Origin of the sequence: Mycobacterium pinniadriaticum (assembly GCF_026242045.1) — a bacterium.
In the GTDB taxonomy this organism is placed as follows: Bacteria; Actinomycetota; Actinomycetes; order Mycobacteriales; family Mycobacteriaceae; genus Mycobacterium; species Mycobacterium pinniadriaticum.
Window position 1 is genome coordinate 46,906 of sequence record NZ_JAPJDO010000014.1, and the last position, 17,205, is coordinate 64,110.

The following is a 17,205-nucleotide window of genomic DNA, read 5'->3' on the forward strand; positions in this document are numbered from 1 at the left end:
AGGCTACGGCCCCGGGTGGTCGCGGCGATGGCCGGGTTGCTCAGATATACATCGCCGGATCGACGTAACAGGTGGGGTCCACGAGTTCTTCGCGCTGGTTCGCGCTGCGTGCACGCACGACCGCCGGGATACCGGTGGCGATCGAATCCGCCGGAATGTCACGGGTGACGACGGCGTTCGCGCCGACCGCGCTGTCGTCGCCAACGACCAAAGGCCCCAGGATCTTTGCCCCGGCCCCGACCGTCACCCGATTCCCCAGGGTGGGATGACGCTTACCGTGCTGCAGGGAGCGCCCGCCCAGGGTCACACCGTGGTAGAGCATCACGTCGTCGCCGATCTCGGCCGTTTCGCCGATCACCACGCCCATTCCGTGGTCGATGAAGAATCGACGTCCGATCGTCGCGCCGGGGTGGATCTCGATACCGGTGAGAAATCGGGTCAACTGGGACAGCATCCGCGCCGGCCCGCGCAGCGCCGGCCTGGCCCACAGGCGGTGGGCCACCCGATAGGACCAGATCGCGTGCAGGCCCGAATAGACCACCGCGTTCTCGATGTCCCCGCGGGCGGCGGGGTCATGGCTGCGGGCGTTCGCCAGGTCTTCGCGAAGCGTCGTGAGCAGGCTCATGAATCAGTCCCGGATGTGCTCGAACAGCACAGTGGAGATATAGCGCTCGCCGTAGTCGCAGACCACCGCGACGATCAGCTTGCCCGCGTTCTCCGGGCGCTTGGCGAGTTCGATTGCCGCCCAGACGATCGCGCCGGAGGAGATGCCGCCGAGGATCCCCTCCTCGGTGCCCAGGTCCCGGGCCACTTTGACCGCGTCGTCGAGTTGGACGTCGATGATCTCGTCGTAGACGTCGCGATCGAGTACCTCGGGTACGAAGTTGGCTCCGATGCCCTGAATCTTGTGCGGCCCCGCGACCCCTTCGGTCAGCAGCGGGGAGTCCTTGGGCTCGACCCCGACGATCTGCACGCCGGGCTTGCGCTCCTTGAGGACGTGCCCGACCCCGGTGAGGGTGCCGCCGGTGCCGATGCCGGCGACGAAGATGTCGACCTTGCCGTCGGTGTCGGCCCAGATCTCCTCGGCGGTGGTCTTCTCGTGGATCGCCGGGTTGGCGGGGTTGCCGAACTGGTTGGCCGACACCGCGTTGGGGGTCTCGGCGATGATCTGGCGGGCCTTGTCCACCGCGCCGGCCATTCCCTCCGCTCCCGGGGTCAGCACGATCTCGGCTCCATAGGCGCGCAGCATCACCCGGCGCTCGGTGGACATCGTCTCCGGCATGGTCAGGATCACCTTGTAGCCCCGGGCCGCCCCGACCATGGCCAACGCGATCCCGGTGTTGCCGCTGGTGGCTTCGACGATCGTGCCGCCGGGTTGCAGCTCGCCGGAGGCCTCGGCGGCGTCGATGATCGCGGCCCCGATCCGGTCCTTGACGCTGTTCGCCGGGTTGTAGAACTCGAGCTTGACCGTGACATCAGCGTCGAGCCCGTCGGTCAATCGGTTGAGTCGGACCAGCGGGGTGCGGCCGATCAGCTCGCTGACGTTGTCATAGATCTTGCCCATGCCTGCGCGTCCCTTCTCGTGCACTACACCAAAACCCTATGTGGTCTGGCTCCGCTGTCGGTGACCGGTCGTACCGTAAGGGCATGGCTGAGGGGATCACCGACGAACTGGACAGTGCCGAAGCGTCGCTGAAAGTGCTGCAGCAGGTGGTGCACGGCATCGGCGCAGACGACCTGACGAAGCAGACGCCGTGCCGTGAGTTCGACGTCGCCGCGCTCACCGATCACCTGCTGAACTCGATCACCCTGCTGGGCGGGGCCGCCGGCGCGCAGTTGCCCGAGCGTGACCGCGACGAGTCCGTCGAGGCCCAGATCATCGCCGCCGCCAGGCCGACGCTGGACGCATGGCATCGCCGCGGGCTGGGCGGCACGGTTCCGTTCGGCGACCACGAGGCGCTCGCACAGTTCATGGCCGCGATCCTGCCGCTCGAATTCCTGGTCCACGCGTGGGATTACGCATCGGCCGTCGGGTGCCCGATCACCGCTCCGGACTCGCTCACCGACTACGTGGCGGCGTTGGCGCGGCGCATCATCACCCCGGAAGGGCGTGCCAGGGCGGGTTTCGACGATCCGGTCGACGTGGGCGCGCATGCCGCAAAGCTGGACCAGCTCGCCGCGTTCACCGGGCGGGTGCCGGTCAGCGGGTCGTGATCCACTTTCCGGCGAACTCCAGGAACGCGTCGTTCTCCTCGGGTGCGCCGATGGTCACCCGGACACCGTCGGTGCCGTAGGGACGCACCAGCACCCGGGCGTCGGCGGCCTGTTCGACGAAGTCGAGGGTGTGCTCGGGCAGCGGAAGCCACACGAAGTTGGCCTGCGACGGCGGGAAGGTGAAGCCCAGTTCGGTCAGCGCGGCGCAGACCCGACGGCGTTCGGCCACCACGGCGTCGGTGCGGGCCAACAATTCGTCGGCGGCGTGCACCGATGCGATGGCCGCGGCCTGCGAGACGGTGGTCGCGGTGAACGGTACGTAGACCTTGCCCAGGGCGGTGATGACGTCGGGATCGCCGACGGCATAACCGATGCGCAGGCCCGCCAGGCCGTACGCCTTGGAAAAGGTGCGCAGTACAACCACATTGGGGTGGCTGCGGGCCAGCCCGAGGCTGTCGGGAAGCATCCCGTCCCGGATGTACTCGACGTAGGCCTCGTCGATGGCGATGAGGATGTCCGACGGCACGGCGGCGACGAAGCGGGCCAATTCGTCGGGGTCGACGACGGTGGAGGTCGGGTTGTTCGGGTTGCAGACGAAGATCAGGCGGGTGCGGTCGGTGATCGCGGCCAGCATGGCGTCCAGGTCGAAGGTGTGGTCGCGCAGCGGCACCTGAACCGAGGTGGCACCGGCCACCCGCACCTGCAGCGGATAGATCTCGAAGCTGCGCCAGCCGAAGATCACCTCGTCGCCCACCGACGAGGTGATCTGGATCAGCTGCTGGCACAGGCTCACCGACCCGCAGCCCACCGCGATGTGCTCGGGGGCGAAATCGACATGCTTGGCCAGGTGCTCCTTGAGCTCCAGGTAGCCGTTGTCGGGGTAGCGGTTGATGGTCTCGGCGGCCGCGGCGATGGCCGCGCGCACGCTGGGTAGCGGTCCGTGCACGGTCTCGTTGCTGGCGAGTTTGATGGCGCCCGGCACGGTCTTACCCGGGGTATAGGCCGGGAGATCGGCCAGTTCGGGGCGCAGACGGGCGGTCATCCGGTCAAGTCTAGGGGTCTGCCCAGTTCATCCCCTTGTCGCTGCGCTCCTGCCCGCCGGAGCTGCTTTGCCATGAGCTGTCGGCGCTGTGTACTCTCATCCATCGGCGGTTCCGGGGCTTGCACCACGCTCCGGTACGCTCAGGTAGTTCAGGAGGCGTGCCAGAGCGGCCGAATGGGGCTCACTGCTAATGAGTTGTCCCCCTCAAAGGGGACCGGAGGTTCAAATCCTCTCGCCTCCGCCGCGGCTGACTCGTCGGCCACGAACAACTGAACAAAGACGGCGCCCGTAGCTCAACGGATAGAGCATCTGACTACGGATCAGAAGGTTAGGGGTTCGAATCCCTTCGGGCGCACTCAGTGCGAACGCGCCGACACTGTCGGTGCCCACTTCCCCAGAACGTCACGCCAGCCGGCGTCGGCCGACGCTCCCGTCCACGCGATGTAGCCGTCCGGCCGCACCAGCACCGCTGGGCCGTCGTCGGTGCGCTCGGCCTGCCGGACACCGGAAACCGGTGCCGCCCCGCGTTCACGGATCAACACGAACCCCGGCACCCGCTGTAACTCGGTCAACCGACCCTCGACCAACGGGATTTGAGTGGCCCTGGTGCCCACCGGTCCGCGCCGTCCGTAGCGCAGACCGGTCCCGGCAAAGCTGCCTGCCACCGCGTCGCGCACGAGCGGCAGGCCAAGCAGACTGAACGCCAGCAGGTTCCGGATCGCCCGCGCCACCCGGGGATGCAGGGTCACGCCGCGCGCCATCAGGCCGGACTGCAGCAGTACCCGCCGCCCGATCGGATGACGCTCGTCGTGATAACTGTCGAGCAGGCGATCATCGGCGCCGCCGAGCGCGGCGTCGAGCTTCCAGGCGAGGTTGGCCGCGTCCTGGATACCGGTGTTCATGCCCTGCCCGCCCATCGGGGAGTGCACATGCGCGGCGTCCCCGGTCAGGAACACCCGCCCGTGCCGATACTGTGCGACTTGTCTTTCGTCGCAATGGAATCGGGACTTCCAGCTGATCTCGCGGACACCGAAGTCGGTCTTCATCGCCCGGCCCAGGACGTCGATCACCTCGGGCGATTCCACCGGATCGTTGTCGGGCACCTGATGAGCCCGATCCCACACCATCGCGCGGTACCAGGACCCGTCGGCATCGCTGCGACCGTAGGGGGCCAGAAACCCGAAGACCTGCCTGGTGCTGCCGACCTTCAGGCCACCGGTCGGCCCGTGTGCCAACTTCACATCCGCCAGCACGATCGAGGACAGCACCGTCTTGCCCGGGAAGTCCGCGCCGACGAGCCCGCGCACGGTGCTGTGCGCGCCGTCGGCACCGATCACGTACTTGGCTCGCCAGCGATCAACCGGGCCGTCGCCGTCATGCACCCGGGCGGTCACGGTCACCCCGGCCGCGTCCTGCGCGAGGTCGACGACCTCGATGCCGCGGCGGATATCAGCCCCCTGCGCCTCGGCGTAGCCGGCCAGTGCGGCATCGACATTCGTCTGCGGTGTGACCAACACGAACCGGTAGGGCGAGTCCAGATGAGTCAGGTCGATCCGAGCGCCGCCGAAGAGATCCACCCCCGGCGCCCGTTGGCCCTTCGGCAGCAGGCCGTCGGCCAGCCCGCGGGCGTCGAGCACCTCCAGCGTGCGCGCCATCACGGCGAACGCGCGGCTCGACGCATTGACGGTGGCCCAGCGCTCCAGCACCGCCACCGAGCGGCCGGCCCTGGACAGGTCACCGGCGGCGGTCAGCCCGGCCGGGCCGGCCCCCACAACCAGGACGTCGACGTCGTGATCGGTCATCGCGCTGCTCCTTCCGGATCGGGGTACCAGCGCCGGATGTCGTCGGGCGTAGCTTTGGCCGCCTGGTTGAACACGAACCGGCAGCTGGGCTGGGTGATGTGGGCGGCGTTCACGATCGCCTCGAACAGCAGCGTGTTGTCCGCGACCAGGCGCACCCCGGCGCCGATCAGCACCGCGTCGTAGCGTTTGGCTTCCAGCCACTGGCGGGCCTTCTCGGCGCCGGCCTCACCGAACTCGATCAGGCAGTTGTCGACCTGGTATCCGGCCGCCCGCAGCGACGCGACGTTCTCGTCGTTGGCGGCCCGCAGCGCGGGCTTCGAGAGCCCCCGAAACTGAGCGAAGCCCGGCGACCGGTAGTCGATCACGTCCGGATCGAGGCCGATCTGGATGGCTGTCACAGTCATGACGGACACCTCCTCAACAGTTGTTGAATTCGATGCTAGGCTCAGCCGATGGAGATGTCAACAGTCGTTGAATAGACTGGGGTCATGACGGTGAAAGCACGCGACGGGGAAGTGACCCGGACCCGGATCCTGGCCGAGGCGCGATCGCAGTTCGGCGAGCGGGGTTTCGAACGCACGACCATCCGGTCGATCGCGTCGGGGTCCGGGGTGGACCCGGCACTGGTCATGCACTACTTCGGCAACAAGGCCCAACTCTTCGCGGCGGCTTCTCGGCTCGCCATCACGTTCCCCGACCTGACCGGTGTGGCGCCCGAGCAGGTCATCGATCTGGTGCTGCCGAAGTTCGTGGAGGTATGGGGATCGAACGGACCGTTCCTGCCGCTGCTGCGCTCGGCGGCAACGAACCGAGTGGCCGCCGACGCCCTGCTCAGTGTCTTCGTCGATCAGGTGAGCCCGGCGCTGGCCGCGGTGGTGCCCGACCGGCCGGCCGAACGGGCGGCACTGGTCGGCTCCCAGATGCTCGGTGTCGTGGTCGCACGCCACGTGCTCGGGATACCGCCGCTGGTGGACATGGACGACGCCGCGCTCACCGAGTGGCTGCGCCCCGTCCTGGCGCATTACCTCGCCGATCCGGCGCCGTGACGCACGTCAAGTTGACGCCGACCGCGGCCGTGTCCCAGGCTGGACGAGTGGGCACAGTAAGTGAAGTTACGCTCATCCAGCAGGTGGTGGACCGGTTGGCGGCCGCCTACCCCGACGTGCCTCACGACGAGGTGGCACAGACGGTCGCCGTGGCGCATGATCGCTTCCAGCACTGCCGGATTCGCGAATTCGTCCCGCTCCTGGTGGAGCGGCGCGCCCGTGCCGAACTGTCGCGCGGCGGGGCACTGCTCGTCTGGTCGTCGTAACCCCCGGGCCTAGACGGCCCCGGCGTCCTCGCCTTCGTTGGTGTACTCGGGCACGTCGGGCTGCGGACCGTTGCCCGTCCCGCCGGCGCTCTGGCCTTCCTTCCAGTACAAATCGTCCGTCGGAAGCGGTGCGATACCGGTACCGCCGGCGTTTTCGTTGGCGTCCCAGTAGTACGGATCGGTCGGATCCGGCCACACCAGCCCACCGGTGTCAGCCGACGCGGACGCGGCGCCAGAAAGCGTGATCCCGATCGCCAGCGCCGCCAACCCCGCCGACGTCAGTTTTGCGCGCACCATCACGACCGGATCTACTCCTCGATTGGCGTCTGAAAACGCCGACTTCACTCGGCACCACAGAGTTTCTGGCGCAGGTGGCGGGAGGGTAAACGCACAATGAAATCAGGAGCGCGAGCTGACCACGGGTTCAGCAACCCGGGCAGTCAGATCAAGCTCCTCGGGCAACGGACGGCGAAGCCGCCGGGCGGCGTAGCGGACGCCGAGAACCTCAGCGATTCCTAGTACAACGAGCGGCCACAGCGCGCCTGCCGCGACGGCCCAGAAGGCGCGCGCGACATCACTGGGCGGGTCGTAAGCCTGAAAGCGCGGGCTGACCCACCAGGCAGCGAAGGCGATGACGGTGGCCACCACCAGGTACAGGTCCATCCACATGACTTCGAGAGTCCCAGACGCTTCTTAGAAGTGGATGTCGCCACGATGTGAAGGTGCTTAGAAGCATCGAATTGACGCGTGACCGTTACCACTACGTGATGGTCAGGCCACCATCGACCACAATTGTCTGGCCCGTCACATAACCGGCGGCAGGAGACGCCAGCCATATTGCGGTGGCGGCCAATTCGGCAGGATCGCCGAGTCTGCCCATCACGATCCGCGATAGCTGCTTGTCCAGATAGCCCGGCTGGTATTCGTCGGTCATCTCGCTCTTGAAGAAACCGGGTGCGAGCGCATTGACGCGAATTCCCTTGCGGGAGCCCCACTGTTGGGCCAAGTCCCGGGTCAGCCCCATCACCCCGGCCTTCGACGCGCTGTACGCGGCCTGCGGCAGACCGCCGGTGGTGATGCCAAGAACGCTGGCAATATTGACGATTGAGCTTCCCGGTGACATCACCCGCCCGCACGCCTGGGCCATCCAGTATGAGCCGTTGAGGTTGACGTCGATGACCTTGCGGAACTGTTCGGGCGTCTCGCGAGTCGCTGGCACCGCGGTGCCCACGCCGGCGTTGTTGATCAACACGTCGACCCGCCCGAATTCACTGATTGCCGCGTCGACCAACTGCTGGCACTGCTCGGGGTCGGCCACATCGGTCTTCCGGGTGTACGCCCTGCGGCCAGCCCCCTCCACCAGCGCCGCCGTCCCCGCCATCTGCTCGACTCGCCGGGCGCCCAACACCAGATTCGCGCCCGCCTCGGCAAACGCCTGCGCGAACGACACCCCCAGGCCGGACGAGGCGCCGGTGACGATGACAACCTTGTCGTCGAGGCGGAACAGATCAAGAACACTCAGCGTCATCGCGGGCTCCTCAGCACCTGGCGGGCGATCGCGTACTTGTGCACCTCGGTCGGGCCGTCGTAGATGCGGAACGCGCGCATGTCAGAGAAGATCATGCCGACCGGAGTCTCGTCGGAAATGCCCATGCCGCCGAGGATCTGCACGCAGCGGTCGGCGACTTTGAACAATTCCTCGGACACGTAGGCCTTGACCATCGAGCTCTCATGGCGGCCCTTGGCCCCGGTGTCCAGTGCCCAGCAGGCCCACCAGATGGCCAGCCGGCACTGCTGCAGCGCGATCTCGTTGTCGGCCAGCATGAAGCTCACACCCTGATGCTCGCCGAGCGGCTTGCCGAAACCGGTGCGGTTTCGGGCGTGCTCGATCGCGATGGACTGGGCTCGGGTCGCGGCCCCCAACCATCGCATACAGTGCGTCAATCGAGCTGGCGTGAGCCGCAATTGGGCGTATCGCAACGCCTGGCCCACCTCACCGAGCACCGCCGACGCGGGCAGTCGCAGGTTGTCGAACCGGATCACGCCGTGGCCCTCGACGTAGTTGCGGTCCATGGTGTCCATCACCCGCTCGAGCTCGATACCGGGTGTCTGCCCGTCGCACAGGAACAGCGTCGGGCCGTCCGGGCCGTGCGAATTCGGCGCCACCCGGGCCATGATGATCCAGGTCCGTGCCTTGTTCGCCCCCGTGATCAGCCATTTGCGGCCGTTGATCACATAATCGGTGCCGTCGAAAACCGCCTCGGTGGCAAGCTGATTCGGGTCGGACCCCGCTCCACCGGGCTCGGTCATCGCAAAGACCGACCGCTGCCGGCCGTCGATCACCGGGACCAGGAACTTCTCGGCCTGCTCCTCGGTCGCGATCTTGGACAGCACGTACATGTTGCCCTCGTCGGGGGCCGCACAGTTCAGCGCCACCGGGCCCAACGTGGACCAGCCCGCGGCTTCGAACAACACCGCCTGCTCGCGGTGTGAGGGTTCGCGACCGCCGAATCGGCGTGGCGCCTGGAACGTCAGCAGACCGGCTTGGCGTGCCAGGTCCACGAGTTCGGTGCGCAGCTCCTCGTTCGGCCCGTGCCGGGTGACGCGTGGATCACGTTCGTAGGGGACGATCTTGTCGACGACGAACGCGCGTATCTCGTCGCGAAGCGCCGCCAGGTCGCCGGGGATCTCGAAGTCGATCATCGTTGTTTCTCCATCAGTGCCAGCGCCCGTTCGAACAAACGCACCGTCGCGATGTGCAGCCGATCGCCAATCTCGGCAGGTGCCAGACCCGCGGCCGCGCGGGCGTTCGATCCCTCGAGGATGATCCCGAGCTTGAAGCAGGCCAGCACCGTGTACCAGTCGATGTTCGACAGGTCGCGGGTGGTGTTCTGTGCATAGCGTTCGATCAATTCATCGGGGGTCGCCAGACCGCCGGCGTCCATCAGAACGTTCGTCAACACCGAGTCGCGGCCCGGCGCGAACCAGGTGGCCAGCATCCAGCCGAGGTCCAGGAGGGGATCGCCGATGGTGCACATCTCCCAGTCGACGATGGCCACCACATCAGGTCCGGTCGGCGAGAACATCACGTTGGCGGCGTGGTAGTCACCGTGCATGATGCCCGGTTGCCAGTCGGCGGGCTGGTTCTGTTTTAGCCAGGTGGCGACGGCGTCGACGTCGCCGATGTCCGGGCCGGGATAGTTGTCAAAACCGTTGTAGGACTCCAGCTCGGAAAGCCACCGTGGCACTTGGCGTTCCAGAAAGCCCTCCGGCTTGCCGAAATCGGCCAGCCCCACCGCGACATGGTCGACGGCGCCGAGCTTGGCCACCGCCTCGGCCATCGACAGCACCATCCCGTGCCGGATTCCGGCGTCGCCAGCGTGCAACGGCGGCAGCGTGGAACCGGCGTTGAAGCCGTCGACCGGCTCCATCAGGTAGAAGACCGCATCGCCGAGCACCGAGGTGTCATCGCACACCGCGATCAGTCGAGGGTGCGGTACATCGGTCCCGGCCAGCGCATGCAACACCCGGGTTTCCCGCAGGATCGCCTTGTTGCTCACCGGGCGCAGGTGGCGGGGTCCTCGGCGGAACACGTATTCACGGCCCGACCGGGTGAAGCGGAGCATGACGTTCTGGGTGCCGCCGACGATCTCGGAGAGGTTCTCGACCGGACCGTCACCGAAGCCCTGATCCGACATCCATGCACTCACCGCGCTGAGGTCGTCCACCCCGGAGAACCTACCGTACGGTTGGTTGAGCCAGTCCCTTCGGCCAGGGCAACGGGCTGTCGATGGTGTGGAAGACGCTCCAGCCGATCACCGTGCCCAGCGCGATCGACAGAATCGCCGCACCGGTGGCGCCGAGACTGGCCACCCCGATCTTGCCGCCCGCCGCGGCCTGGCTTGCGGATTCGAAGCTGAGCGCGCCGGGAACCAGGGCCCAGAAGGCCGCCAGCATCATGACGATCGCCGGGGGGAGACGTCCGGACGCGGGCGGCCAGCATCGCGAACGGAACCGTCAGGAACCCGCCGTCACCAGCTGGGTCGGCTGCTCGACTTCGAGCAGGGCGATGCCGATCTCCCGCAACATCGCGGCGACCTCGGCTTGGTCGTGGGTGTCCGGTGGACCCAGCGGCTCCGGGGGTGTCTTGCGGATCGCGTTGACGATCCGTGCGCGTCGGGCCCGCCGCTTTTCATTCATCTCGCATCCTTGCGAACCGCACGCGCCGAGACGGGGGTGATCGTCCGGCGAAGCACAGTGACGTCCACGATGTCGCTACGGCTCGGCCGGGTCGGGCGTGGCTTGCCGGCGGCGGCCCTTCTGCCACGGCCAGTAGCCGGTGATTTCGAGTTCCATCGAGAAACTGAGGAAGGTCCGGATCACGACGATGCCGCCCAGCACCGCCACGCTGCGCGCGTCAGGAGTAACCGCGACCGTCCGGATGATGTCCGCGGCGACCAGGAATTCCAGGCCCAGCAGGATCGAGCGGCCGAGCTGCTCCCGGAACACCCGATACGCTTTACCGGTTTTGAGCCGGGGAATCACACCGGCGGCGGAGATCAACGCCCCGACGGCGATCACCGTCACGCCGACCGCGTCGATTCCCTTGCCCACGGTTTCGATGACTTCGTAGAAGGTCACCGAAAAATTGTAGGAACCAAAAGCCCTTATCGGGCCGGCATCACCGCAGTCGCCATGGCCGTGCCGTCCTGTTCGGTTGCGCGTACCGATACCTGCTCGCCGGTTTGCATCGGCCGTGGCGGCTTGCGGGTGCCGGTATCGAGGACGTAGGTCCGGCTGTAGCCGTCCTGACTGCGGACGGTCACCGAGGTGTCGGAGGCGGCGGTGACGGCACCGGTCTGGGTCAGTTCGGTGCTGAACCCGCCCTCGCCGTCGGCGACGACGTTCTCACCATGCAGGGTTCGCTGGAAGCCACCCGGGCCGCCGGGACCGCCCCAGCCAGGCGGGCCGCCGGTGTGCCCCTGACCGCTGCCGCCGCCGGTGGCCGCGTAGACCACCACGCCACCGGTCGCCGCCAGTGCGGCGGCGATGCCCACGGCGGCCAGCGTCGTGCGGGTCGACCAGGTCTTCGGGTGGTCGGTGGGGGAGCCCCACGCGGGCTGCTGTTCAACGCTCATGCGCGCCGCTCCTCCTCATCGCTCGTGCCTCGCTCTGCATCGTCGCCGGCGGGCTCATGCGCGCCGCTCCTCCTCATCGCTCGTGCCTCGCTCTGCATCGTCGCCGGCGGGCTCATGCTCATGGCATCCACCGTTCGCGGTCAACCTTGGTGTCCGCTGTGCCAGCGATCAGCGCGATCTGTGGGTCGTCCCCGCGGTTGCCGGGACGGAAGACACTCCATCCGATGAGCGTTCCCAGCGCGATCGAGAAGACGGCCGCGACACTGACGCTGAGCACCTGAATGTCGTTGTGCCCGCCGGTTATCGCCTCGCCCAGCGACTCGAAACTCAACGCGCTCGGGACCAAGGCCCAGAATGCCGACAGCATCATCACGATCGCAGGCGGCGACGTCTTGATCCGTGATGCCATCGTTGCGAACGGAACAACCAGAAACGCGCCGACCGCACCGGCGTGGGCCGACGACAGGAACAGCCCGCCGATCTTCTGTCCGACGAGTGCGACCGCGACGGCGGCGATCAGCCAGACCAGCGATCCCCGCGGCGCGGACAGATGGATGTACAAACCGATGGCGATGACGAGGATGGCCACATAGAATGACCACGCGCCCATGGTGGGTTGGTCGTGCGGGGGGCCCGTATGCCAGGCGATGTGCAGTCCGAGGCCGACGCCGAAGACGATCAACATCAACTGCACCACGCCGTAGATCAGGCGGCTGGCCCCGGCGACCACCGATGAGCCGGCCAACTCCATGGCACCCAGGGTCAGTGGTATGCCCGGCAGGATGGCGATCAGGGCCGGGCCGATGATGCGCAGCAGCCCGTCGCTGTTGGTTTCCTGTACCAATCCGTGGGCGAGGATCGTCACCACCGTGGCGGCGAGGGTCGGCAGCACACCCGACAACGACGGGAAGGGTCTGCCCAGCAACAGGATCACACCGACGACCGTTCCCAGCACCGCGTACGCGCCCAGTGCGGACCAGGCGGGGTTGCTGATCATTCCGAAGCCGACGGTGGTCACCGCATAGCCCGCCACGGTCGTCATCGGGCCGAAGCGGGGGCGCATCGAACGGGCTTGCCGCAGAGCCGTTATCGCGTCTGCGGGCGTGATCGCACCCATCTCGGCGAGTTCGGCGATGTCGTCGATGCGCCCTGCCAGGTTGAGCTGCGTGGTGGACTGCGTGGAGGCATCCACCTCCGAGCCGGCGGATCCGACGCTGATGAGCAGCACCAGCGGTAGTACCACCACCCGGACATCGCTGCGGGTATACCGCTTGGCCACGGTTAGTAGTCGCGTGGCCACAACGTGTGTGGGCTGCTCGACTTCCACCAGGGCCATGCCGAGTTCACGGAGCATCGCGGCGACTTCGGCGTCGTCGTGGCCGTCGGGGTCGGCGACGGTGCCGGGCACCTCTTTGCGAAGCGCGCGAAGTGCGCCGCGCGCCCGGTGGCTGAGGATCTGGCTCATGTGGCCGATTGTGGTCACCGAACCTGAGCGGTTCCCACCGGTGGCGGGCGACGGGCACCGGCCGGCCGAGGACTGACGGTGTTTGCCCACGTCATGACCGGCCGCAGAGTTCAGCAGATCCTCAGAACCCACGTTTTCATAGCGCACACATAGCAATGCCATAGGAACGGCTCATCGACGCTCTCATACTGGAGGACATGACCTCTTCAGCGGCCGAACGTGTGGTGATGCGCCGCGCCGACGGAAATCCGATCACGGTGCTGGTCGTCGACGACGAAGCCGTGCTCGCCGAGATGGTGTCGATGGCCCTGCGCTACGAGGGCTGGACCATCGCCACCGCCGGCGACGGCGCGTCGGCGATCACGGCGGCGCGCGGCTCGCGCCCGGATGCGGTGGTGCTCGACGTCATGCTGCCCGATATGAGCGGGCTGGACGTGCTGCGCAAACTACGCGAGCAGAACCCCCAACTGCCGGTGCTCCTGCTGACCGCCAAGGATGCGCTCGAGGACCGCATCGCCGGCCTGACCGCGGGCGGCGACGACTACGTCACCAAACCTTTCTCGATCGAAGAGGTCGTGCTGCGGCTGCGGGCGTTGCTGCGCCGCACCGGTGTCACAACCGAGGACAGTGGCGCCCAGATCGTGGTCGGGGATCTGGTGCTCGACGAGGACAGCCACGAGGTGACGCGGGGCGGCGACCTGATCTCGCTCACGTCGACCGAATTCGAGCTCCTCCGATTCCTCATGCGCAATCCCAAGCGGGTGTTGTCGAAAGCCCAGATTCTGGACCGGGTTTGGAGCTACGATTTTGGCGGTCGGTCCAACATCGTCGAGCTCTACATCTCATACCTGCGCAAGAAGATCGACAGCGGGCGCGATCCGATGATCCACACGTTGCGCGGCGCAGGCTATGTTCTCAAACCTGCGAGCTAGCACCTGGTCGCTGAGTGCCCGGCTGCTCATTGGTCAGGTCTGCCTGCTGCTGGCGGTCTGCCTCGGCATCGGCGCGGTGACGGTGCTGGCGCTCCATCAATATCTGGTCGGTGAGGTCGACGCTCAGCTGCGCGAAACGGCGCACCGCTCGGCGATCATCTACGGCGAACCTCTGCCGCCACCGCCGCCCTCGGTAATGCGAGACAACCGGCCGCCGTGGCCGCGGCCCGGCCCGGGCCCTGAGTTTCTGGACGCTCCCGGTCAGCCGATCGGCATGGTGGCGGCTGTCATCAGCAACGGGACCACCACCGATGGGGGCCTGCTCGGCCCCGGTGGGGTGCGGGCGGCGTTGCCGCCCGCCGTGATGGCCCAACTTGCGCAGAACGACGGTCAACGCCATCCGGTGACCCGCAACCTCGAGGGGCTGGGCCCGTACCGACTGGTATCGGTGCGCAGCAGGCTGACCGGCGAGACGCTGGTGATCGGGCTGAGTATGGGCAATGTCAACGCGACGTTGCTGCGGGTGGCGCTGATCTTCGCGGTGGTCACCGTGGCCGCGTTGGCGGCGGCCACGACTGCGGGCATCCTGATCAATCGCCGCGCACTGGCGCCGCTGACCCGAGTGGTGGCGACCGCGGGCGAGGTCGCGAACCTACCGCTGGACCGTGGCGAGGTAGCGCTTCCCGTGCGCGTACCCGAACCCGATGCGAATCCCTATACCGAGGTTGGCCGACTGGGCCTGGCGCTGAACCGGATGCTCGACCACATCTCGGCCGCACTGTCGACGCGGCAGGCCAGCGAGAGCAGGGTGCGCCAGTTCGTCGCCGACGCCAGCCACGAGCTGCGCACGCCGCTGGCCGCGATCCGCGGCTATACCGAACTGGCACAGCGCAAAAGGAACCAGGTGCCCGGCGACGTCGCGCACGCGATGGGCCGGGTGGAGTCCGAAGCCGAACGGATGACCCAGCTCGTCGAGGACCTGCTGCTGCTGGCACGACTGGACTCCGGCCGCCCGCTGGAGCGCGAACCGGTCGACCTGTCGCGGTTGTCGGCTGACGTCGCCAGCGATGCCCATATCGCCGGGCCGGACCACCAGTGGAACCTCGACGTGCCCACGGATCCGCTCTACGTCACCGGTGACGACGCCCGGTTGCACCAGGTGGTGGCGAACCTGCTGGCCAACGCCCGAACCCACACACCGCCGGGGACTTCGGTGACGCTGTCGCTGCACGCCGAGTCGGACCAGGCGGTGTTGCGGGTGGCCGATGACGGTCCGGGCATCCCGGCCGAGTTGCAGTCCGAGGTGTTCGAGCGCTTTGCCCGCGGTGACACGTCGCGCTCCCGCAAGGGCGGATCCACCGGGCTGGGTCTGGCGATCGCCTCGGCCGTGGTGCGCGCGCACGGCGGCAGCATCGAACTGCGTAGCGTCCCCGGCTGGACCGAGTTCACGGTGCGGTTGCCCCGCGCGGCGCAAACGTGATCTGGGTCCGGCGCTATGGCGGGCTGGCGGTGCTACTGGTGGCGACGGCCGTGCTGTATGTGTGGAATCTGGGTGCTAGTGGTTGGGCCAATCCGTTCTATTCGGCTGCGGCCCAGGCAGGTTCGGAGAACTGGCGGGCATGGCTGTTCGGTTCCAGCGATGCCGCCAACGCGATTACCGTGGACAAGACGCCCGCCGCGCTCTGGGTGACGGGCCTGTCGGCTCGGCTGTTCGGGGTGACTCCGTGGAGCATCCTGGTGCCGCAGGCAGTGGCCGGGGTCGCGGCGGTCGCGGTCTTGTATATGGCGGTGCGCCGGGTCAGCGGGCCGTGGGCGGGTCTGTTGGCCGGTGCGGTGCTGACGTTGACACCCGCTGCGGCACTGATGTTCCGGTTCAACAACCCCGATGCGCTGCTGGTGCTTTCGCTCGTCGTCGCCGCCTATTTCACCCAGCGGGCGCTTGACCGTGACGCGGCGTGGTGGTGGTTGCCGCTGGCCGGTGTGGCGGTGGGGGTCGGGTTCCTGGCCAAGATGCTGCAGGCCTTCTTGGTGCTGCCCGCGCTGGCGGTGGTGTTCCTGGTCGCCGCCGATGCGCCGATGCGGGCCCGGCTGGTACGGCTGAGCGCCGCGGCGGGGGCGCTGGTGGTCTCGGCTGGCTGGTATCTGCTCCTGGTCGCACTGTGGCCAGTGAGTGCGCGGCCCTACATCGGCGGCTCGCAGCACAACTCCATCATGGAATTGGCCCTGGGCTACAACGGTTTGGGCCGCTTGACCGGGGACGAGACGGGTGGCCTGGGAAACCTGAACCAGGACGCCGGCTGGGCGCGGCTGTTTGGTGCGGAGATGGGTACCTACATCGCGTGGCTGCTGCCGGCCGCGGTCGTCGCGATCGTCGCCGGTCTGGTGATCACCCGGCAGGCCCCCCGCACCGATGCCACTCGCGCGGCACTGATGCTGTGGGGCGGCTGGTTGGCGATCACCGCGGTGGTGTTCAGCTTCGCCAACGGCATCCTGCACCCGTACTACACCATGGCGCTGGCCCCGGCGGTCGGTGCCGGCCTGGCGATCGGCACGGCCGAGCTGTGGCGGCGCCGCACCGACGTCCGGGCTGCGACCACGCTGACGGGGATGCTCGCGATTACCGTCGTCTTGGCCTTAATTCTGCTGCAACGGGATTCGCAATGGTTGCCGTGGTTGCGGATTGTGATCGTGGTCGGTGGCATCGCCGCCGCGGTGCTATTGCTGGTGGTGGGCCGCCTGCCCCGACGAGTGGGGTTCGGCGTCGGGGCGCTGGCACTGGTCGCCGCACTGGCCGGACCACTCGCCTTCGTTCTGGCCACCGTCGCTGCGCCGCACAGCGGTGCCATCCCGTCGGTGGGCCCCGCCAGCGGGCGAGCTGGCCCACCGGGAGGCATGTTCGAAGCACCCCGACCCGGCGCCGGGCTGACGGCGGCACTGGCCCAGGATTCTGACGAATACACCTGGGCCGCAGCTGTTATCGGATCGAGCAATGCCGCCGGATACCAGCTCGCCACCGGATTGCCGGTGATGGCCGTCGGTGGTTTCAACGGTACCGACCCGGCCCCGACCCTCGAGCAGTTCCAGTCCTACGTCGAGCAGCGGCGCATCCACTGGTTCGTGCACAGCGCCATGCCCGGATTCATGTTCGGCAACCGGTCCGGCAGCGATGCCGCCGAACAGATCCAGCGCTGGGTCGCAGCGAATTTCGCCTCTCGCGAGATCGACGGCGCCACCGTCTACGACCTGTCGCGGGGATTCACAGCCGCCGCATAGGGAAGACCAATTGCACCCTCACCGGCA

The 17,205-nt window shown here is 67.5% G+C and carries 21 protein-coding genes and 2 tRNA genes; 8 read left to right on the forward strand and 15 right to left on the reverse strand.

Annotated elements, in window-relative coordinates; translation table 11 throughout:
• Positions 1–40: 40 nt before the first annotated feature.
• Both epsC and cysK read right to left on the reverse strand, forming a co-directional pair.
• Positions 41–625: a serine O-acetyltransferase EpsC gene (gene epsC / locus ORI27_RS16975; protein ID WP_265998146.1), complete on the reverse strand. Its 585-nt coding sequence runs from the start codon at positions 623–625 to the stop codon at positions 41–43.
• Between the two features lie 3 nt (positions 626–628).
• Positions 629–1,564 carry a cysteine synthase A gene (gene cysK / locus ORI27_RS16980; RefSeq protein WP_265998147.1) on the reverse strand — a complete coding sequence of 312 codons (936 nt, stop codon included), beginning with the start codon at positions 1,562–1,564 and terminating at the stop codon, positions 629–631.
• 83 nt (positions 1,565–1,647) lie between these two features.
• Here cysK and ORI27_RS16985 point away from each other — a divergent pair, with 83 nt between their 5' ends.
• Positions 1,648–2,214: a TIGR03086 family metal-binding protein gene (locus ORI27_RS16985; RefSeq protein WP_265998148.1), complete on the forward strand. Its 567-nt coding sequence runs from the start codon at positions 1,648–1,650 to the stop codon at positions 2,212–2,214.
• Here ORI27_RS16985 and hisC read toward each other — a convergent pair.
• The gene (gene hisC / locus ORI27_RS16990; RefSeq protein ID WP_265998149.1) at positions 2,201–3,256 is read right to left on the reverse strand and encodes a histidinol-phosphate transaminase; all 1,056 of its coding nucleotides are present in this window, start codon (positions 3,254–3,256) and stop codon (positions 2,201–2,203) included. The two genes, ORI27_RS16985 and hisC, sit on opposite strands and share 14 nt — an antisense overlap.
• 152 nt (positions 3,257–3,408) lie before the next feature.
• Here hisC and ORI27_RS16995 point away from each other — a divergent pair.
• Together ORI27_RS16995 and ORI27_RS17000 are read left to right on the forward strand one after the other, a co-directional pair.
• A tRNA-Ser gene (locus ORI27_RS16995) sits at positions 3,409–3,497 on the forward strand.
• 41 nt (positions 3,498–3,538) lie between these two features.
• Positions 3,539–3,611: transfer RNA gene (locus ORI27_RS17000), tRNA-Arg, on the forward strand.
• A gap of 1 nt (position 3,612) precedes the next feature.
• On the opposite strand, the gene ORI27_RS17005 is transcribed toward ORI27_RS17000, so the two are convergent.
• Positions 3,613–5,058 carry an FAD-dependent oxidoreductase gene (locus ORI27_RS17005; RefSeq protein ID WP_265998150.1) on the reverse strand — a complete coding sequence of 482 codons (1,446 nt, stop codon included), beginning with the start codon at positions 5,056–5,058 and terminating at the stop codon, positions 3,613–3,615.
• Positions 5,055–5,462 (reverse strand): hypothetical protein, encoded by a 408-nt coding sequence (locus ORI27_RS17010; protein ID WP_265998151.1) that lies wholly within the window; start codon positions 5,460–5,462, stop codon positions 5,055–5,057. Before ORI27_RS17010 ends, ORI27_RS17005 begins: the two co-directional genes overlap by 4 nt.
• 84 nt (positions 5,463–5,546) lie before the next feature.
• On the opposite strand from ORI27_RS17010, the gene ORI27_RS17015 reads away from it, so the two are divergent.
• Complete coding sequence (locus ORI27_RS17015) at positions 5,547–6,104, forward strand: TetR/AcrR family transcriptional regulator (protein WP_265998152.1); 558 nt, start codon at positions 5,547–5,549, stop codon at positions 6,102–6,104.
• A gap of 47 nt (positions 6,105–6,151) precedes the next feature.
• Positions 6,152–6,370: a three-helix bundle dimerization domain-containing protein gene (locus ORI27_RS17020; protein WP_265998153.1), complete on the forward strand. Its 219-nt coding sequence runs from the start codon at positions 6,152–6,154 to the stop codon at positions 6,368–6,370.
• Positions 6,371–6,379: 9 nt separating this feature from the next.
• Here ORI27_RS17020 and ORI27_RS17025 read toward each other — a convergent pair whose 3' ends face one another.
• The 10 genes from ORI27_RS17025 to ORI27_RS17070 all read right to left on the reverse strand — a co-directional run bounded on the left by ORI27_RS17025 (position 6,380) and on the right by ORI27_RS17070 (position 12,973).
• Positions 6,380–6,670 (reverse strand): hypothetical protein, encoded by a 291-nt coding sequence (locus ORI27_RS17025; RefSeq protein ID WP_265998154.1) that lies wholly within the window; start codon positions 6,668–6,670, stop codon positions 6,380–6,382.
• A gap of 99 nt (positions 6,671–6,769) precedes the next feature.
• Positions 6,770–7,039 carry a hypothetical protein gene (locus tag ORI27_RS17030; RefSeq protein WP_265998155.1) on the reverse strand — a complete coding sequence of 90 codons (270 nt, stop codon included), beginning with the start codon at positions 7,037–7,039 and terminating at the stop codon, positions 6,770–6,772.
• A 91-nt stretch (positions 7,040–7,130) separates the two neighbouring features.
• Positions 7,131–7,892, reverse strand: coding sequence for an SDR family NAD(P)-dependent oxidoreductase (locus ORI27_RS17035; protein ID WP_265998231.1), 762 nt, complete (start codon positions 7,890–7,892; stop codon positions 7,131–7,133).
• A 2-nt stretch (positions 7,893–7,894) separates the two neighbouring features.
• On the reverse strand, positions 7,895–9,073 hold the full coding sequence (locus tag ORI27_RS17040) for an acyl-CoA dehydrogenase family protein (RefSeq protein ID WP_265998156.1): 1,179 nt from the start codon (positions 9,071–9,073) through the stop codon (positions 7,895–7,897).
• A complete protein-coding gene (locus ORI27_RS17045; protein WP_265998232.1) occupies positions 9,070–10,068 on the reverse strand; it encodes a phosphotransferase family protein in 999 nt (332 codons plus the stop codon). The genes ORI27_RS17040 and ORI27_RS17045 overlap by 4 nt, the downstream gene beginning before the upstream one ends.
• Before the next feature lie 40 nt (positions 10,069–10,108).
• The gene (locus ORI27_RS17050; protein ID WP_265998157.1) at positions 10,109–10,330 is read right to left on the reverse strand and encodes a hypothetical protein; all 222 of its coding nucleotides are present in this window, start codon (positions 10,328–10,330) and stop codon (positions 10,109–10,111) included.
• 57 nt (positions 10,331–10,387) lie between these two features.
• Positions 10,388–10,570: a hypothetical protein gene (locus ORI27_RS17055; protein WP_265998158.1), complete on the reverse strand. Its 183-nt coding sequence runs from the start codon at positions 10,568–10,570 to the stop codon at positions 10,388–10,390.
• A 75-nt stretch (positions 10,571–10,645) separates the two neighbouring features.
• Positions 10,646–11,011 carry a DUF1622 domain-containing protein gene (locus ORI27_RS17060; RefSeq protein WP_265998159.1) on the reverse strand — a complete coding sequence of 122 codons (366 nt, stop codon included), beginning with the start codon at positions 11,009–11,011 and terminating at the stop codon, positions 10,646–10,648.
• A 26-nt stretch (positions 11,012–11,037) separates the two neighbouring features.
• Positions 11,038–11,508, reverse strand: coding sequence for a hypothetical protein (locus ORI27_RS17065; protein ID WP_265998160.1), 471 nt, complete (start codon positions 11,506–11,508; stop codon positions 11,038–11,040).
• Between the two features lie 118 nt (positions 11,509–11,626).
• Positions 11,627–12,973 carry a threonine/serine exporter family protein gene (locus tag ORI27_RS17070; RefSeq protein WP_265998161.1) on the reverse strand — a complete coding sequence of 449 codons (1,347 nt, stop codon included), beginning with the start codon at positions 12,971–12,973 and terminating at the stop codon, positions 11,627–11,629.
• Between the two features lie 227 nt (positions 12,974–13,200).
• Here ORI27_RS17070 and ORI27_RS17075 point away from each other — a divergent pair, with 227 nt between their 5' ends.
• Genes ORI27_RS17075 through ORI27_RS17085 form a run of 3 tightly spaced genes read left to right on the forward strand, consistent with a single transcriptional unit; the run spans position 13,201 to position 17,178 of the window.
• A complete protein-coding gene (locus ORI27_RS17075) occupies positions 13,201–13,905 on the forward strand; it encodes a response regulator transcription factor (RefSeq protein WP_265998233.1) in 705 nt (234 codons plus the stop codon).
• Positions 13,883–15,385 (forward strand): sensor histidine kinase, encoded by a 1,503-nt coding sequence (locus ORI27_RS17080; protein WP_265998162.1) that lies wholly within the window; start codon positions 13,883–13,885, stop codon positions 15,383–15,385. The genes ORI27_RS17075 and ORI27_RS17080 overlap by 23 nt, the downstream gene beginning before the upstream one ends.
• A complete protein-coding gene (locus ORI27_RS17085; protein WP_265998163.1) occupies positions 15,382–17,178 on the forward strand; it encodes an ArnT family glycosyltransferase in 1,797 nt (598 codons plus the stop codon). Before ORI27_RS17080 ends, ORI27_RS17085 begins: the two co-directional genes overlap by 4 nt.
• Positions 17,179–17,205: the final 27 nt, after the last annotated feature.

Bases quoted from the DNA above. Each gene is read 5' to 3' on its own strand.
- epsC (WP_265998146.1), bottom strand. From the start codon at position 625: ATGAGCCTGCTCACGACGCTTCGCGAAGACCTGGCGAACGCCCGCAGC.
- cysK (WP_265998147.1), bottom strand. From the start codon at position 1,564: ATGGGCAAGATCTATGACAACGTCAGCGAGCTGATCGGCCGCACCCCG.
- ORI27_RS16985 (WP_265998148.1), top strand. From the start codon at position 1,648: ATGGCTGAGGGGATCACCGACGAACTGGACAGTGCCGAAGCGTCGCTG.
- hisC (WP_265998149.1), bottom strand. From the start codon at position 3,256: ATGACCGCCCGTCTGCGCCCCGAACTGGCCGATCTCCCGGCCTATACC.
- ORI27_RS17005 (WP_265998150.1), bottom strand. From the start codon at position 5,058: ATGACCGATCACGACGTCGACGTCCTGGTTGTGGGGGCCGGCCCGGCC.
- ORI27_RS17010 (WP_265998151.1), bottom strand. From the start codon at position 5,462: ATGACTGTGACAGCCATCCAGATCGGCCTCGATCCGGACGTGATCGAC.
- ORI27_RS17015 (WP_265998152.1), top strand. From the start codon at position 5,547: ATGACGGTGAAAGCACGCGACGGGGAAGTGACCCGGACCCGGATCCTG.
- ORI27_RS17030 (WP_265998155.1), bottom strand. From the start codon at position 7,039: ATGTGGATGGACCTGTACCTGGTGGTGGCCACCGTCATCGCCTTCGCT.
- ORI27_RS17040 (WP_265998156.1), bottom strand. From the start codon at position 9,073: ATGATCGACTTCGAGATCCCCGGCGACCTGGCGGCGCTTCGCGACGAG.
- ORI27_RS17045 (WP_265998232.1), bottom strand. From the start codon at position 10,068: ATGTCGGATCAGGGCTTCGGTGACGGTCCGGTCGAGAACCTCTCCGAG.
- ORI27_RS17050 (WP_265998157.1), bottom strand. From the start codon at position 10,330: ATGATGCTGGCGGCCTTCTGGGCCCTGGTTCCCGGCGCGCTCAGCTTC.
- ORI27_RS17055 (WP_265998158.1), bottom strand. From the start codon at position 10,570: ATGAATGAAAAGCGGCGGGCCCGACGCGCACGGATCGTCAACGCGATC.
- ORI27_RS17065 (WP_265998160.1), bottom strand. From the start codon at position 11,508: ATGAGCGTTGAACAGCAGCCCGCGTGGGGCTCCCCCACCGACCACCCG.
- ORI27_RS17070 (WP_265998161.1), bottom strand. From the start codon at position 12,973: ATGAGCCAGATCCTCAGCCACCGGGCGCGCGGCGCACTTCGCGCGCTT.
- ORI27_RS17075 (WP_265998233.1), top strand. From the start codon at position 13,201: ATGCGCCGCGCCGACGGAAATCCGATCACGGTGCTGGTCGTCGACGAC.
- ORI27_RS17080 (WP_265998162.1), top strand. From the start codon at position 13,883: ATGTTCTCAAACCTGCGAGCTAGCACCTGGTCGCTGAGTGCCCGGCTG.